The 15,876-nt window shown below is 70.0% G+C and carries 12 protein-coding genes and 1 pseudogene; 8 read left to right on the top strand and 5 right to left on the bottom strand.

Translation table 11 applies throughout. The annotated features are described in order from the left end of the window. Together BIV04_RS10820 and BIV04_RS10825 are read left to right on the top strand one after the other, a co-directional pair. A pseudogene (locus tag BIV04_RS10820) lies at positions 1–357 on the top strand (hypothetical protein); the annotation flags it as partial. Positions 358–549: 192 nt separating this feature from the next. After that, complete coding sequence (locus BIV04_RS10825) at positions 550–1,668, top strand: acyltransferase (protein ID WP_177174807.1); 1,119 nt, start codon at positions 550–552, stop codon at positions 1,666–1,668. A 30-nt stretch (positions 1,669–1,698) separates the two neighbouring features. Here the strand turns inward: BIV04_RS10825 and BIV04_RS10830 are convergent, their stop codons facing one another. Beyond that, the gene (locus BIV04_RS10830; protein WP_071256263.1) at positions 1,699–2,892 is read right to left on the bottom strand and encodes a class I SAM-dependent methyltransferase; all 1,194 of its coding nucleotides are present in this window, start codon (positions 2,890–2,892) and stop codon (positions 1,699–1,701) included. 144 nt (positions 2,893–3,036) lie between these two features. On the opposite strand from BIV04_RS10830, the gene groES reads away from it, so the two are divergent. The 3 genes from groES to BIV04_RS10845 all read left to right on the top strand — a co-directional run bounded on the left by groES (position 3,037) and on the right by BIV04_RS10845 (position 5,995). Next, positions 3,037–3,333, top strand: coding sequence for a co-chaperone GroES (gene groES, locus BIV04_RS10835; RefSeq protein ID WP_043595988.1), 297 nt, complete (start codon positions 3,037–3,039; stop codon positions 3,331–3,333). A 196-nt stretch (positions 3,334–3,529) separates the two neighbouring features. Continuing rightward, on the top strand, positions 3,530–4,510 hold the full coding sequence (rarD, locus tag BIV04_RS10840; protein WP_083396360.1) for an EamA family transporter RarD: 981 nt from the start codon (positions 3,530–3,532) through the stop codon (positions 4,508–4,510). Between the two features lie 162 nt (positions 4,511–4,672). Continuing rightward, entirely contained in the window at positions 4,673–5,995 is a 1,323-nt protein-coding gene (locus BIV04_RS10845; RefSeq protein WP_071256264.1) for an ABC transporter substrate-binding protein, read from the top strand. A 468-nt stretch (positions 5,996–6,463) separates the two neighbouring features. Here BIV04_RS10845 and BIV04_RS10850 read toward each other — a convergent pair whose 3' ends face one another. The 4 genes from BIV04_RS10850 to BIV04_RS10865 form a co-directional block, all read right to left on the bottom strand. Next, positions 6,464–7,186 carry an ABC transporter ATP-binding protein gene (locus BIV04_RS10850; protein WP_043595993.1) on the bottom strand — a complete coding sequence of 241 codons (723 nt, stop codon included), beginning with the start codon at positions 7,184–7,186 and terminating at the stop codon, positions 6,464–6,466. An 80-nt stretch (positions 7,187–7,266) separates the two neighbouring features. Further along, positions 7,267–8,382: an ABC transporter ATP-binding protein gene (locus tag BIV04_RS10855; protein WP_143048691.1), complete on the bottom strand. Its 1,116-nt coding sequence runs from the start codon at positions 8,380–8,382 to the stop codon at positions 7,267–7,269. Positions 8,383–8,425: 43 nt separating this feature from the next. After that, positions 8,426–9,409: a branched-chain amino acid ABC transporter permease gene (locus tag BIV04_RS10860; RefSeq protein ID WP_043595990.1), complete on the bottom strand. Its 984-nt coding sequence runs from the start codon at positions 9,407–9,409 to the stop codon at positions 8,426–8,428. 12 nt (positions 9,410–9,421) lie between these two features. Then, a complete protein-coding gene (locus BIV04_RS10865; protein ID WP_071256266.1) occupies positions 9,422–10,777 on the bottom strand; it encodes a branched-chain amino acid ABC transporter permease in 1,356 nt (451 codons plus the stop codon). Between the two features lie 359 nt (positions 10,778–11,136). Here BIV04_RS10865 and guaB point away from each other — a divergent pair, with 359 nt between their 5' ends. The 3 genes from guaB to BIV04_RS10880 all read left to right on the top strand — a co-directional run bounded on the left by guaB (position 11,137) and on the right by BIV04_RS10880 (position 15,729). Continuing rightward, complete coding sequence (gene guaB, locus BIV04_RS10870) at positions 11,137–12,639, top strand: IMP dehydrogenase (RefSeq protein WP_071256268.1); 1,503 nt, start codon at positions 11,137–11,139, stop codon at positions 12,637–12,639. 47 nt (positions 12,640–12,686) lie between these two features. Next, a complete protein-coding gene (locus tag BIV04_RS10875; RefSeq protein WP_071256270.1) occupies positions 12,687–13,808 on the top strand; it encodes a GuaB3 family IMP dehydrogenase-related protein in 1,122 nt (373 codons plus the stop codon). 61 nt (positions 13,809–13,869) lie between these two features. Continuing rightward, on the top strand, positions 13,870–15,729 hold the full coding sequence (locus BIV04_RS10880; protein ID WP_083396420.1) for a glycerol-3-phosphate dehydrogenase/oxidase: 1,860 nt from the start codon (positions 13,870–13,872) through the stop codon (positions 15,727–15,729). Positions 15,730–15,876: the final 147 nt, after the last annotated feature.

The following is a 15,876-nucleotide window of genomic DNA, read 5'->3' on the forward strand; positions in this document are numbered from 1 at the left end:
CAACAGGGCCAGCCGGGCGCACAGTACGGTCAGCAGCCCTACGGCTCGCCCTACCCGCCGTACGCCTCGGCGGGTGCCGCTCAGCCCCCTCGACTGCTCAGCCTGCTCTCGATGATCGGCTCGATCGCCGGTCTCGTGCTGGCACCCTTCACCTTCGGGCTCTCGATCGTGGCGTCCATCGCGGGCGTCGTGCTCGGTCACCTGGGCATGTCGCGTGAGCGTCACGCCCGCGGGTTCTGGCTCACCGGACTGATCGTGGGCTACGCCGGCGTCGTCCTGATCGTGATCGGCTGGGTGGCCTTCGGTCTCTTCATCGCCGGCTTCTCGTCGAGTTCCGACTACTACGGCGGGTACTGACCCCTCTCGACCGGACGAGGGGCGGCTGCCTCGCCCTGAGGCAGCCGCCCCTCGCCCTGTCGCCCCTCCTCTGCGGGTGAACCCGGGGGCGGAAAGCCGGCACGGGCGAGGTGCCCCGGGGTCGGGACGAGCTATCGTGGCCTGCCACCACCCGAACCGTTCCCCGGCACCCGAATGCGACACGGAGGACCGATGTCCGCGCCTGCCCGCGACCACGCCGCCGTCGACCCTGCCCAGGCCCGGAACCGGGCCGACGTCCTCGGGAACGTCCTCGATCCGCGGCGCAACGCGTACAACCTGATCCGCCTCGTCATGGCATCCGCGGTCGTCATCTGGCACTCCGTCCCCCTCACCGGCCACGACATCGGTTTCGAGCCCGCTCGGCAGCTCGCGTCGCGCCTGCCGGTCGACGTGTTCTTCGCGATCTCGGGCTACCTCATCGTCATGTCGTGGTCGAGGACTCCGCAGGTCGTCGCATTCCTGCGTGCGCGTGTGCTCCGGATCTTCCCGGCGTTCTGGGTGTGTCTCGTGCTCACCGCCGCCGTCTTCGCCCCGGTGTCGCTGCTCATCCGCGGTGTCCCCGCGCCGGACGGTTTCGTGGGCGACGCCGTCTCGTACGTCGTCCGCAACGGCCTCCTGCGCGTGTGGCAGTACGACATCGCGGGCACGCCCCTCGGCACGCCGGTCGAAGGGGCCTGGAACGGTTCCCTCTGGACCCTCGGCTGGGAGTTCGCCTGCTACCTCGGCGTCCTCCTGCTCGGTGTCGTCGGCCTCCTGCGCTCGCGCTGGGCCCTTCCCGCCGCCTACGTCCTCTGCACCGTGGGCGTGGCGGCGAGCACGTACGGCGGCATCCACAACTGGTACCTGACCAACGGGTCGCGCTTCGGCATCGTCTTCGTCGCGGGGGCCCTGGTCTACCGCTGGCGGAACAGCATCCCGGTCCGGCCCTGGCTGCTCGTCCTGGCCGCCGTGATCGTGCTGGCGTCGTCGGCCCTGCCCGACTACGGCCTGGTGGCCGCGCTCCCGCTCGCATACCTCGCGCTCGGCGTCGGCGCGCTCGTCACGCACCCGCGGGCGTCGATCCGCACCGACATCTCGTACGGCACCTACATCTACGGTTTCCCGCTCCAGCAGCTGCTCGCGACGGCGGGGGCGGCGGCGTGGGGCGTTCCGCTCTTCGCCCTGGTGTCGCTGGCGGCCACCTTCGCCGTGGCCACCCTCAGCTGGCACCTCGTCGAACGGCCGACGATGAAGTTCAAGAGACGCCGACCGGTCGTCGGCCCCACCGATCCCGTCGCGACGGTCGCCTGACCGCAGTCAGCCTCACCGACCCGCCCGGCGTCAGACCAGGCGCTCGCAGAGCAAGGCCGTGTGACGCCCCGCGACCCGGGTCAGCACGAGGGTCGCCGACCCGGTGCCCTGCAACGAGAGTCGTTTGCGGAACGTCGCGGGATCGACGTCGACCCCGCGCTTCTTGATCTCGAGGCGGCCGATGCCCCGCGCGCGCAGCTCGCGCTTCAGCGTCCGCTCGTCGAGCGGGAAGGTCTCGAGCACGCGGAAACCCTGCGCGAAGGGGGTGTCGACCCGCGCCTCCGTCGTCAGCCAGGCGATGTCGCGACTGATCATGCGGGCGTCGATCGACCGGGCCAGGTCGCCGATGAGGCGCGCCCGGATGACGGCACCGTCGGGCTCGTAGAGGTACTCGCCGAGGTCGCCCGGGTCCACGTCGTCCGAGTCGGCGGCGGCCGTCAGCTCGGACGCCCCGGAGGCGCTGACCACCAGCGCGGACCGGCCCACGCCCGGCCGCGCGAGCGGACCGAACCACACGCCCACCTCGACCACGTCGCGGTCGACCGAGATCCACTGGCACTCGGCGTCGGCCGGCAGCAGCTCGCGGTCGACGCCCGGGCCGAGCTTCACGCCGGTGGGCAGGCGGTCGGCGAAGCCGAAGGCGACGTCGAGGCCGGGGGACCAGTCGGCCGGGTCGGCGAGGCGCTTGGTGGCGGCGTGGCCGGCCGTCCGTCGCGCCGGGTCGAGGAAGACGCCCTCGACGCCCCCGAGGTCGGTGGTCGCGGCGTCCCCCTGCTCGACCCGCGACGACGGCCACGGCGCGAGGTTGTACGAGGCGACGGCCGCGGTGACCTCGTCGCGGTCGACGGCGAGCACGTCGAGGTCGAGCGCGGCGAACGCCAGGGCGTCGCCACCGATGCCGCAGCCGAGGTCGGCCACGCTGCCGATGCCCGCCGCGGCGTAGCGTCCGGCATGGCGCGCGGCGACCGGGAGGCGCGTGGCCTGTTCGAGGCCCGCCTCGGTGAACAGCATGCGGCTCGCGAACTCGCCGAACTTGGCCACCGCGCGGCCACGGAGCCGGGCCTGGGTGAGCACCGCCGACACGAGGGCGGGGGAGTGGCCCTGCTTGCGCAACGCGGCCACCGTGCCGACGACGTCGTCGCCGGAGGCGCCGCCCGTCGGCAGCGAGTCGAGCAGCCGCAGCCCCTCGGGCGAGAGGACTTCGAGCAGCTCGGAGGAATCCATGTCGTCCAGTGTGACGCACGCGGGCCGACGCGTTGGCACTCGGATTGACCGAGTGCCAGTCTCGTCCTACAGTTGTTCTGGCACTCGCCCCCGGCAAGTGCCAGCCCCCATGTTTTCGTAGCACCGAGAAAGAAGAGGTCACCCGTGTCGGTCAGCATCAAGCCGCTCGAAGATCGCATCGTCATTCGTCAGGTCGAAGCCGAGCAGACCACTGCTTCGGGTCTCGTGATCCCCGACACCGCCAAAGAGAAGCCCCAAGAGGGTGAAGTGGTGGCGGTCGGCCCGGGCCGCATCGACGACAACGGCAACCGCGTGCCGCTCGACGTCGCCACCGGCGACAAGGTCATCTACAGCAAGTACGGCGGAACCGAGGTGAAGTACGGCGGAGAAGACCTGCTCGTGCTCTCGGCTCGCGACGTCCTGGCGGTCATCGTCCGCTAGCACCTCGGCACGGCTCCGGCCGTGCTTCGCGACCCCGGTCGCCGTCCCGAAGGCCCCTGCTCCGGCAGGGGCCTTCGTCGTGTCGGCGACGTGGCCGCGAGCGTCCGCTCGTCCCCAGGCGTGATCGTCCGTCGATCGATCCACGGTGGCAGGAGTGGCCGTTCCGGTGGTGGGCGCAGCCACCTAGAGTCTCCTGGTGACCTCGACCCGCGCCTCCTCGTCCCCCTCCGCCCCGACCTCGGGGCTCGGCGTCGCCGGGGCCGGCGGGGCGGGTCTGGCCTACGCCCTGGGGGCCTACGGGCTCTGGGGCGTGCTGCCGGTCTACTTCCTGCTGCTGGCCCCGGCCGGCCCGTTCGAGATCGTCGCCTGGCGGGTGCTGTTCTCGCTCGTCTTCTGCGCGGTGCTGCTCGTCGTGACGGGGGCGCTGCGGTCGTTCCTGGCCCTGCTGCGGCAGCCCCGCGTGGTCGGCACCATGGGGCTGGCGGGGGCGTTCATCGTCGTCAACTGGACGGTCTTCATCTCGGCGACGCTCAGCGGGCACGTGGTCGAGGCGGCGCTCGGGTACTTCATCAACCCGATCGTCACGGTCCTGCTCGGCGTGGTGGTGCTGCGCGAGCGTCTGCGCACGACCCAGTGGGTGGCCGTCGGGCTGAGCGCCGTCGCCGTCCTCGTGATCGCGATCGGGGCGGGCAGGCCGCCGTTCATCTCGCTCGTCCTCGCGTTCTCGTTCGGGCTCTACGGCCTGGTGAAGAAGCAGGTCGGTGGTCGGGTCGACGCGGTCGGCGGGCTCACGCTCGAGACGCTGTGGATCGCACCCTTCGCGGCCGTCACCCTGATCGTGCTGCACGTGACGGGCCTCGGGGGCGGCGTCGTGCTGGGCACCGTGAGCGTCGGGCACACCCTCGCCACGGTCGGCACGGGCGTCATCACGGCCGTGCCGCTGCTGCTCTTCGCCTCGGCGACGCGTCGGCTGCCCCTGACGACCGTGGGGCTGACGCAGTACGTCGCCCCCGTGCTGCAGTTCGTGGTCGGGGTCGTCGTGCTCGGCGAGCACATGTCGACGGCGCGATGGGTCGGCTTCGCCATCGTCTGGGTCGCCTCGATCGTGCTCACCGTCGACATGGTTCGTGCAGGGCGGCGGTCACGTCGTCCGCTCGCGGTGGCGCCGACCGCCTAGAAGCGACCATCCCTCGCAAAGTCACGAATGGCTAACGAAACGTCACTTTGACGTCGAGAACACACGCCAGAAACATTCGACCCCTAGTTTCGGACCAATCGCGGCAGGTTCGACCGCCACCGGTCGGGCTGCACTGCCGCTGTCCACGAAAGGGTTCCACGGATGATCCGATCCAGCACCGCCCTCCGAGCACTGGCTCTCGCCGGCGCAGCCTCCGTGCTGCTCGCTGCCTGTTCGACGGCATCTCCCTCTGACGACGCCTCGTCGTCGTCGTCGGCCAAGGCCGATCCCGCCGCCAAGTGCGAGGTCGGTACGCCCAGCACCGATCCCTTCGCGATCGGCACCATGCTGCCGCTGACCGGAACCCTGGCCTACCTCGGCCCGCCCGCCATCGCGGGGGCGAACCTGGCCATCAGCGACATCAACGCCGCGGGCGGGGTTCTCGACCAGCCCGCCGAGATCTCGACCAGCACCGACTCGGGCGACAGCAACGACATGACCGTGTCGAGCAACGCCGCGACGGAGCTGATCGACGCCAAGGTGCCCGTCGTGCTCGGTGCCGAATCGTCGAGCGTCACGCTCAACGTGGTCGACCAGCTCACCAGCAACTGCATCATCGAGATCTCGCCGGCCAACACGGCGAGCTCGCTCAGCGGCTACTCGTCGTACTACTACCGGACCGCTCCGCCGGACTCGGTCCAGGGTTCGGCACTCGGCCAGCAGATCACGGCCGACGGCAACGCCAACGTCGCGTTCCTCGTCTTCAACGACACCTACGGCACGGGTCTCCGCGACTCGACGCAGAAGTCGATCGAGAGCTCGGGCGGCACCGTCGTCTACGGCGGCACCGGCAAGGGCGAGGAGTTCCCCCCCGGTCAGACCACGTTCTCGTCCGAGGTGTCCGCGGCCATCGCCGCCGAGCCCGACGCGATCGTCATCCTCGCCTTCGACGAGACCAAGTCGATCGTCCCCGAGCTGAACAGCCAGGGCTGGGACATGAGCAAGGTCTACATGTCCGACGGCAACACGGCCGACTACAGCGCCGACTTCGAGCCCGGCACCCTCGAGGGCGCCAAGGGCACGATCCCCGGTGCCGACGCCAGCGCCGACTTCAAGTCGAAGCTCGTGGCCGGCTACCAGGCGAGCGAGGGCGGCGAACTGGCCGACTTCTCGTACGCGGCCGAGTCGTACGACGCCGTCATCCTGACCGCTCTCGCGGCGCAGGCCGGTGGCGGCACCGACGCCGGGACGATCCAGGCCAACATGGCCGCGGTCTCCGGCGCGAACGGCGGCACCGAGTGCACCACGTATGCGGACTGCAAGACCGCGCTCGACGCCGGTGACGACATCCACTACACCGGCCCCTCGGGCATCGGACCGTTCAACGACAACAACGACCCGTCGTCCGCCTCGATCGGCGTCTACACCTTCGACGCCGACAACAAGCCCGTCTACCAGACCGGCATCGAGGGCAAGGTCGAATAACAGCACCTCGCACCACCCGGGGCCCGGCACGAGTCATCGTGCCGGGCCCTTCGGCGTGCCCAGGAGGCGCGGAGCCGGACCGCGGGCAGGTCGCGACGTCCGCGTCCTCCGGCACCGCGCCTCCTCGTCCCCGGCCCAGCCGGCCGTGGGGCCGCGCTCCCCTCTGCGCCGCGTTCCGTGCACCGCACCGCGTCGAGACCCGGTGTGCTGCACGAAACGCGGTGTGCAAGACGGCATGCCCCGGCACCGCGCCTCCTCGTCCCGGGCCCGCCGGCCGTGGGGGCCGCGCTCCCCTCTGTGCCGCGTTCCGTGCACCGCACCGCGTCGAGACCGGGTGCGCTGCACGACACGCGGTGCGCAGCCCCGGCGCCCCGCCCTGACGCCCAGCCCCGACGCCCCGCCGGGCGCACGCACGAGGCCCCGACCACGCCGGGGCGTGATCGGGGCCTCAGGGCGCCACCGGGGGCGTCAGGACGCGTCGACGTCCTTCGCGAGGGTGCCGAGGTAGAGCTCGATGACCTTGGGGTCGTCGGCCAGCTCGCGGCCGGTGCCCGAGTAGGCGTTGCGGCCCTGGTCGAGGACGTAGCCGCGGTCGCAGATCTGCAGGCAGCGGCGGGCGTTCTGTTCGACCATGATCACCGAGACGCCGGCCTTGTTGATGCGGCGGGTGCGGATGAACGTCTCGTCCTGGCGCACGGGCGACAGGCCGGCGGACGGCTCGTCGAGCAGCAGCACCTTCGGGTCCATCATCAGGGCCCGGGCCATGGCGACCGACTGGCGCTCGCCGCCCGACAGCGATCCGGCACGCTGGCCGCGACGATCGGCGAGCACCGGGAAGAGGTCGTAGATGACCTCGAGGCGCTCGGCGAACTTCTTGGGCCGCAGGAACATGCCCATCTGCAGGTTCTCCTCGATGGTGAGCGAGGGGAACACGTTGTTGGTCTGCGGGACGAAGCCGACGCCCGCCTCGACCAGCTTGTTGGCCTTGAGGTTCGTGATGTCGGTGCCGCCGAGGGTGACCGATCCCGAGTGGATCTTGACCTGGCCGAAGAGCGCCTTGAGCAGCGTCGATTTGCCGGCGCCGTTCGGGCCGATGATGCCGATCAGCTCGCCGGGGTAGCAGACGAGGTCGCACCCGTTGAGGATGTTGACGCCCGGCAGGTAGCCGGCGACGAGGTCCGTCGCGTTCATGACCGGTTCGACGCCGGCGAACTTCTCGGTGCCCGGGTGCTTGGGGGCGGTGGTGGCACCCGCGCCGTCCTGTGCCGTGCTCATCGCTTGTCTCCGCTCTGCCGTCCGTCGGACAGCTGGTCGTCGGCCGCGTTCGTGGCCTGCGGGGTCGAGGGGTCGGGGTGGCCGGGCAGGTCGCGTCCCGCGACGCCGCCGGTGGACGAGGAGGCGCTGGTCGCCTCGGCCGCGCGGGCCGCGTCCTCGCGCGCCACTTCTTCTTCCAGTTGTTCGAGCGTGGCGTCGTCGAGCAGCGAGTCGTCGCCCAGGTCGGTGTCGTGGTGCGCACCCAGGTAGGCGTCGATGACGGCCTGGTCGTCCATGACCGTGTCGGCCGGGCCCTCGGCCACGATGCGACCCTCGGCCATGACGATCACCCAGTCCGAGATGTGACGGACCATGTGCATGTCGTGCTCGACGAAGAGCACCGTGGTGCCGTCGTCACGCAGGCTCTGGATGTGCCCCAGCAGCGACTGCGTCAGCGCCGGGTTCACGCCGGCCATCGGCTCGTCGAGCATGATCATGGCCGGGTCGCTCATCAGGGCGCGGGCCATCTCGAGCAGCTTGCGCTGGCCGCCCGAGAGGCTGCCGGCGAAGTCGTCCTTCTTCTCGAGCAGCTTGAACCGGGCGAGGAGGTCCTCGGCCTTCGCCTCGATCTCTCGCTCGCGCTTGCGCCAGAGCGGCGCGACGATCGCGACGAAGAAGTTCTCGCCGGGCTGGTCCTTCGCACCGAGCAGCATGTTCTGCATCACCGTGAGCCGCGAGAGCGCCTTGGTCAGCTGGAACGTGCGTACCATGCCCGAGCGGGCGACCTTGGCGGCGCCGACGTTGCCCATGGCCTTGCCCTCGAACACCCACTTCGCGACGCCCGCGCCGCTGCGCTTGAAGGCCGTGGGGGCCGACGAGGCCTTGTCGAAGCCGGTCAGCAGGTTGAAGAAGGTCGTCTTGCCGGCGCCGTTGGGGCCGATCAGTGCCGTGATGGCACCGCGCTGCACCTCGACGTGGCCGACGTCGACGGCGGTCATCCCGCCGAAGCGTCGGACGACGTTGTCGACCGTGAGGATCGGGTCCGGCTTGGCCGACCCCGGGGTCCGCTCGACCGTGGTGAGCTTCGAGCGCAGGACGCTGCGGTCGTAGTCGTAGCCCTCGCGGCGGGGCAGCGTGCTGCCGCTCGGGGCCGGTCCGTTGGTGGTGCTCGAGGTGTCAGACACTGAACGCCAACTCCTTCTTCTTTCCGAGGATGCCCTGTGGCCTGAAGATGATCAGCAGCATCAGGGCGATGCCGACGAGGATGTACGAGAACTGCTCGGCCTGCTGGCCGTTCATGATGTTCGACGGGATGAAGTCGCCGGCGAGGGTCCGCACCAGCAGGCGGGTGACGAAGAACAGGATCGCTCCGAGCACCGGGCCGAACACGGTGGCCGCGCCTCCGAGCAGCAGGGCCGTCCAGATGAAGAAGGTCATCGACCGTCCCATGCTGTCCGGCTGCACCGAGCTCGGCAGCACGTAGATGATGCCGGCGAGCGACCCCATCAGCGCACCGAGCACGAGGGCCTGCATCTTGTACGAGTAGACGTTCTTGCCGAGGCTGCGCACGGCGTCCTCGTCCTCGCGGATGCCCTTCAGCACACGGCCCCACGGGCTGCGGCTGAGCAGGAAGACCAGCAGGCTGAGCAGGGCGACGATGCTCCAGCCGGCGATGCGGATCCACCAGCCGTTGACGCCGTTGTTCTCGTAGGTGAACCACAGGATCGTCGTCTGTCCGTCGGGCAGGGGCGACAGGGCGGTGAAGGCCTCGCGGTACGAGGCCCCGGGGATGCCGTTCGAGCCACCCGTCGTGGTCGTCAGGATGCTCGACCGTCCCACGTACCGGATGATCTCGGCCGAACAGATAGTGACGATGGCCAGGTAGTCGCCCCGCAGCTTCAGCGTCGGCACGCCGAGGATGAGCGCGAAGACCAACGAGCAGAGCAGCGCGATGATGACGGCGAGCCCGAGGGGCAGACCGTTGCTGATCGAGATGGCGAAGCCGTAGGCGCCGAGCAGCAGGAACGCCGCCTGGCCCATGTTGATCAGGCCGGTGAAGCCGAAGTGGATGTTCAGGCCGATCGCGGCGATGGCGAAGGCGGCCGTCGTGGGCGCGAGGGCCTCGGCGCTCAGCGCCCGCAGGAGTTCGATGAAGTACATGGTCGTGTCCCCTTAGCCCACTCGTTCTTTTCGCCCGAAGATGCCCTGTGGTCTGAACACGAGGATCAGGATCAGGATCAGCAGCGCCGTCGCGTACTTGAAGTCGCCGGGCAGCCAGATGTTGGTCAGCTCGACGATGATGCCGATGATCAGCGAGCCGACCAGGGCGCCGAAGGCCGTGCCCAGGCCGCCCAAGGTGACGGCGGCGAAGATCAGCAGCAGGATCTGCAGGCCGGTCATCCAGTTGACGCCGTTGAGCACGAGGCCGAGCATCACGCCCGACAGGCCGGCCAGGCCGGCGGCCAGCGTCCAGACCAGGCGGATGATGCGGTCGACGTCGATGCCCGAGGCCGCGGCGAGGGCCGGGTTGTCCGACACGGCGCGGGTGGCGCGTCCGGTGCGGGTCTTCAGCAGGAACAGTCCCGTGCCGACCAGCACGACCACCGAGATCGCCATCGCGACGTACGACTGGACGGTCAGGGTCACGCCGAGGAAGTCCACGGTGGTCGGGTTGTCGCGGTCGATGCGCACGGTGCCGGCGCCGTAGAAGTACTGGAAGGCGTACTGCAGGGCGATCGAGAGGCCGATGGTCACGATCATCAGCTGCGTGAGGCTGAGCCGGCGTTTCCGCAGCGGTTTCCAGATCGCCAGGTCCTGCAGGTAGCCCGTGGCCGCACAGATCACCGTGCTGAGCACCGCGGCCAGGATCAGCGGCATCCCGATCGAGGTGAACGAGTAGGCCAGCAGACCGCCGAGGGTCACCTGCTCGCCGTGCGAGAAGCTGCTGAGGCCCGTCGTGCCGTAGATCAGCGACAGGCCGATGGCGGCGAGGGCGAGCAGCAGGCCGAGCCGGATGCCCGAGGCGAACTGCTGCGCGAAGCGGTCCCAGTTGAAGCTCGTCGCGGCCGCCTCGCCGCTCGTGGCGCCTTCCTCGGCGGTGAGGGCGAACAGGGCGCTCGCCGTGGCCCCGAGGTTCACGGTCACGGTGCGCTCGGCGTTGTCGGCGTTCACCAGGAACTGGCCGTCGGGCAGGGTGTCCTGGTCGACCGTGACGGTGTAGCTGCCGGCCTCGGTCACCGCGATGCTCCATCGACCGGTGTCGTCGGTGGTCGCGGTCTGCTCGTCGCCGGTCGCGTTCGTCGCGATCACGTCGACGTCCGAGGCGGGCTCCCGCTCGCTGTCGTTGATCGTGCCCTGGATGCAGCCGGTCGTCGCGTCGGTGGTGCAGGCGGCGGCCGCGGCGTGGGCGGCCGTCGGGGCGAACGCCCCCATGAAGGTCGCCAGGAGTCCGAGCAGTACGGCTGAGGCCGTCACGATCAGGGACTGCCGCAGCCGTGGCCGCGACGCGATGGTCGTCGAGAGTCTCACAAAACCTCCTGGTGGGAAGCGCCCCGTCGAGATTCGGGCGGTCTCGTTCTGCTCCCGGGGCGTCGTCGTCGCTGACAGTAACTCCGCTGTGTGTCGAGCATGTTTCAGGTGCGAGACGGAGTGGAGTCGGTACAGAATCCCCCATGTCGAGCGAGAATCACGAATCTTCCGTGTGTCGGATCGGTAACGGTGCCGTTCCGTTGCGTCCCCGGGGGCCGCGCCGCGCCTCCTCGTCGTCCGCGAGGGACGCGCCCGACAGGAATGCAGGAGGCGCGGGCTGGGTTAATATCGACTACCGGACTCGACGGCGAACCGGTGCCAACCCACCCACCCTCATCTCGCTCCTTCGAAGGGGACTCATGGACCAGCCGGACCCGTTCGGATTCATCGGACTCACCTACGACGACGTCATGCTGCTTCCGGGCCGCACCGACGTCATCCCGAGCGAGACCGACACCTCGTCGCAGCTCACCAAGCGCATCCGGGTCGCGGTGCCGCTGCTCTCGGCCGCGATGGACACCGTGACCGAGTCGCGCATGGCCATCGCCATGGCGCGCCAGGGCGGCATCGGCATCATCCACCGCAACCTCTCGATCTCCGACCAGGCCGCGCACGTCGACAAGGTCAAGCGCAGCGAGTCGGGCATGATCACCAACCCCGTCACGACGACGCCCGACGCCACGGTGGCCGAGGTCGACGCGCTCTGTGGGCAGTTCCGCGTCTCGGGCCTCCCGGTCGTCGAGGGCGACGGCACGCTGGTCGGCATCATCACCAACCGCGACATGCGCTTCGTCTCGCCGTTCGAGATGTCGACGACGCTCGTCCGCGACGTCATGACGAAGGCCCCGCTGATCACCGCACCCGAGGGCGTCGACCCCGACTCGGCGATCGCCATCTTCGCGCAGCACAAGATCGAGAAGCTGCCCCTGGTCGACGAGGCCGGGCACCTGCGCGGCCTCATCACCGTCAAGGACTTCGACAAGAGCGAGAAGTACCCCGACGCCACGAAGGACGACGAGGGTCGCTTGCGGGTCGGCGCCGCGATCGGCTTCTTCGGCGACGCCTGGGAGCGCGCCGGTGCCCTGCGTGACGCGGGGGTCGACGTGCTCGTGGTCGACACCGCCAACGGCGAGAGCTCGGGCGAGCTCGACATGATCCGCCGCATCAAGGCCGACCCGAGCTTCGCGCACATCGACGTGATCGGTGGCAACGTCGCCACGCGCAGCGGTGCCCAGGCGCTGATCGAGGCCGGCGCCGACGCCATCAAGGTCGGCGTGGGGCCGGGGTCCATCTGCACCACCCGCGTCGTCGCGGGCGTCGGCGTGCCCCAGGTCACGGCCGTCTACGAGGCGTCCCTCGCCGCACGCGAGGTCGGCGTCCCGGTCATCGCCGATGGCGGGCTGCAGTACTCGGGCGACATCGCCAAGGCCCTCGTGGCCGGCGCCGACACGGTCATGCTGGGCTCGTTGCTCGCCGGTTGCGACGAGAGCCCGGGCGACCTGGTCTTCGTGGGCGGCAAGCAGTTCAAGAACTACCGCGGCATGGGCTCGCTGGGTGCAATGCAGACCCGGGGCAAGAACACGTCCTACTCGAAGGACCGTTACTTCCAGGCGGACGTGCCGAGCGACGACAAGCTCATCCCCGAGGGCGTCGAGGGCCAGGTGCCCTATCGCGGCGCGCTCAACAACGTCGTGTACCAGCTCAGCGGCGGACTGCGTCAGTCGATGTTCTACGTCGGCGGGCGCACCGTGGCCGAGCTCAAGTCCAAGGGCAAGTTCGTCCGCATCACCGCGGCCGGCCTGAAAGAGAGCCACCCGCACGACCTCCAGATGGTCGTCGAGGCCCCGAACTACCGCCGGTGATGCCGCCGGGCCGGGGGCTCGACCCCCGGCTCCGGTAGGGTGGCACGGTGACTGAGGTAGAGATCGGCGTCTCCAAGCGAGCCCGCCGCGCGTACGCGTTCGACGACATCGCCATCGTTCCGAGCCGGCGTACGCGCGACCCGCGCGACGTCTCGGTCGGCTGGTCGATCGACGCGTTCCAGTTCGAGTCGCCGGTCATCGCCGCGCCCATGGACTCGGTGGTCAGCCCCGCCACGGCCATCCGCATCGGCCAACTCGGCGGCCTCGGCGTCCTCGACCTCGAGGGCGTCTGGACGCGGTACGACGACCCCGAACAGGTCCTCGCCGAGATCCGCGAGCTCTCCGACGACGATTCGGTCGCCCGCATGCAAGAGATCTACAGCGAGCCGATCAAGCCCGAGCTCGTCCGCGACCGCCTCGCCGAGATCCGGGCAGCCGGGGTCACCGTCGCCGGTGCCCTCAGCCCGCAGCGCACCCAAGACCTGTACCAGACGGTCGTCGACGCCGGCGTCGACCTCTTCGTCATCCGGGGCACGACGGTCAGCGCCGAGCACGTCTCGAAGAGCAGCGAGCCGCTCAACCTCAAGAAGTTCATCTACGAGCTCGACGTCCCCGTCATCGTCGGCGGGGCCTCGACCTACACGGCCGCGCTGCACCTCATGCGCACCGGTGCCGCGGGCGTCCTCGTCGGGTTCGGGGGCGGCGCAGCCAGCACGACCCGCGCCTCCTTGGGCATCCACGCACCCATGGCGAGCGCCGTGGCCGACGTGGCGGGCGCACGCCGCGACTACCTCGACGAGTCGGGCGGACGCTACGTGCACGTCATCGCCGACGGGGGCCTCGGCACCTCGGGCGACCTGGTCAAGGCCATCGCCTGCGGTGCGGACGCCGTCATGCTCGGTGCCGCGCTGGCACGGGCCGACGACGTGCCCGGTGGCGGCTACCACTGGGGCGCCGAGGCGCACCACCCCGAGCTGCCCCGCGGTCGCCGCATGCACGTGGGCACGATCGGCTCGCTCGAGAAGATCCTCTACGGCCCGGCCACGACGGTCGACGGCACGTCCAACATCATGGGTGCGCTGCGACGCTCGATGGCGACCACGGGTTACAGCGATCTCAAAGAGTTCCAGCGCGTCGAAGTGGTTGTGGCCCCCTACCAGCCTCACTAGCGTTTGATGGGGTGGTCCGGTCGAGAGACCGGGCCGACCGAATCCAACGATGGAGGCTCGCATGGCCAAGTCCGCGTCCGTTTCGCTCTCCACGAAGCTCGGCCCCGACGAACGGGCCGCAGCCGTCGAGGCGTTGAAGACGAAAGAACTCGACATCCTCGTGATCGGGGGTGGCATCGTCGGTGCGGGTTCCGCGCTCGACGCCGTGACCCGCGGGCTGAGCGTCGGCATCGTCGAGGCCCGTGACTGGGGCTCGGGAACGTCGAGTCGCTCGTCGAAGCTCGTTCACGGGGGCATCCGCTACCTCGAGCAACTGAACTTCCGTCTCGTCCGCGAGGCCCTGATCGAGCGAGGCCTGCTGCTGCAGCGTCTCGCGCCGCACCTGGTCAAGCCCGTGCGGTTCCTGTACCCGCTGAGCAAGCCGGTCTACGAGCGGTTCTACATCGGCGCCGGCATGGCGCTCTACGACATCTTCAGCTGGACCGGAGGCCGCCCGCCCGGCGTTCCCCACCACCGCCACCTCAGCAAGACGCAGGTGCTTCGCGCCATCCCGAGCCTGTCCAAGGACGCGGTCGTCGGTGGCCTCACCTACTACGACGCTCAGGTCGACGACGCCCGCTACGTCTCGTCGCTGGTGCGTACCGCGTCGAGCTACGGCGCCCACGCCGCGAGCCGCATCCGGGTCGAGGGCTTCGTCAAGGTCGGCGAGCGGGTCGTCGGCGTGAAGGCCCACGACTACCAGACCGGCGAGCACTTCGAGATCCGGGCCAAGCAGGTCGTCAACGCGACCGGCGTCTGGACGGACGACACGCAGGCGATGGTCGGCGAGCGGGGTCAGTTCAAGGTGCGCGCGTCGAAGGGCGTGCACCTCGTGGTGCCGCGCGACCGCATCCACTCCGACATGGGCATGATCTTCCGCACCGAGAAGAGCGTCCTGTTCGTGATCCCGTGGGGCCGTCACTGGCTCGTCGGCACGACCGACACCGACTGGGACCTCGACAAGGCCCACCCCGCGGCGACGGCGGCCGACATCGACTACATCCTCGAGCACGTCAACAAGGTCATGGCTGTGCCGCTCACCCGTGCCGACGTCGAGGGCGTCTACGCCGGTCTGCGTCCGCTGCTGGCGGGCGAGTCCGACCAGACGTCGAAGCTGTCGCGTGAGCACATCGTCGCCCACACCGTGCCCGGGCTCGTCGTCGTGGCCGGTGGCAAGTGGACCACCTACCGGGTCATGGCCGAGGACGCCATCGACGAGGCCGTCGCGGCCCTCGACGGTCGCATCCCGTCGAGCACGACGATGGAGATCCCGCTGATCGGCGCCGAGGGCTACCACGCCGCGTGGAACAAACGCGGCAAGATCGCCAAGGCCTTCGGCGTGCACAAGGTGCGCATCGAGCACCTGCTCAACCGTTACGGCACGACGACGGACGAGATCCTCGACCTGATCCGCGACGACCCCTCGCTCGCCGAGCCCCTGCCCGGGGCCGACGACTACATCCGGGCCGAGGTCGTCTACGCCGCGAGCCACGAGAGTGCCCTGCACCTCGAAGACGTCCTGGCGCGCCGCACCCGCATCTCGATCGAGGCCTGGGACCGCGGCGAGTCCGCCGCTCCCGTCGCCGCCAAGCTGATGGCCGGCGTGCTCGGCTGGAGCGACGACGAAGCCGAGGCCGAGGTCGCGAACTACCTCAAGCGCGTCGCGGCCGAGCGGGCGAGCCAGCTCGAGCCCGACGACGAGTCGGCCGACCGCGTCCGCCTCGAGGCGCCCGACATCACCTTCGGCTTCGACGAGGACGACATGGTCGTCGCCGGTGCCGACCAGGGAGGCGCGCCCAAGCCGGGCGAGAAGGTCACCGAGCCCGCGGGCACGCCGGGCGACGACACCTCGGCGTCCAGCCCGGGCGGTCGCCAGGGCTGACCCCGCGGTCGCTCGCGCGACCACCTGCAGGAGGCGCGGTGCCGGTTCATCCGGCACCGCGCCTCCTGCGCGGTGGAGCTGAAGGGATCGCGAAGCGATCCGCGACCCCAGCGCCGAGGGAGCCTGCGACCGAGGGTCGGCTTCGGT

Origin of the sequence: Frigoribacterium sp. MCBA15_019 (genome assembly GCF_001864945.1) — a bacterium.
Classification (GTDB): Bacteria; Actinomycetota; Actinomycetes; order Actinomycetales; family Microbacteriaceae; genus Frigoribacterium.

Coding starts and splice junctions, on each gene's coding strand:
- BIV04_RS10825 (WP_177174807.1), top strand. CDS start 550: ATGTCCGCGCCTGCCCGCGACCACGCCGCCGTCGACCCTGCCCAGGCC.
- BIV04_RS10830 (WP_071256263.1), bottom strand. CDS start 2,892: ATGGATTCCTCCGAGCTGCTCGAAGTCCTCTCGCCCGAGGGGCTGCGG.
- BIV04_RS10845 (WP_071256264.1), top strand. CDS start 4,673: ATGATCCGATCCAGCACCGCCCTCCGAGCACTGGCTCTCGCCGGCGCA.
- BIV04_RS10850 (WP_043595993.1), bottom strand. CDS start 7,186: ATGAACGCGACGGACCTCGTCGCCGGCTACCTGCCGGGCGTCAACATC.
- BIV04_RS10860 (WP_043595990.1), bottom strand. CDS start 9,409: ATGTACTTCATCGAACTCCTGCGGGCGCTGAGCGCCGAGGCCCTCGCG.
- guaB (WP_071256268.1), top strand. CDS start 11,137: ATGGACCAGCCGGACCCGTTCGGATTCATCGGACTCACCTACGACGAC.
- BIV04_RS10880 (WP_083396420.1), top strand. CDS start 13,870: ATGGCCAAGTCCGCGTCCGTTTCGCTCTCCACGAAGCTCGGCCCCGAC.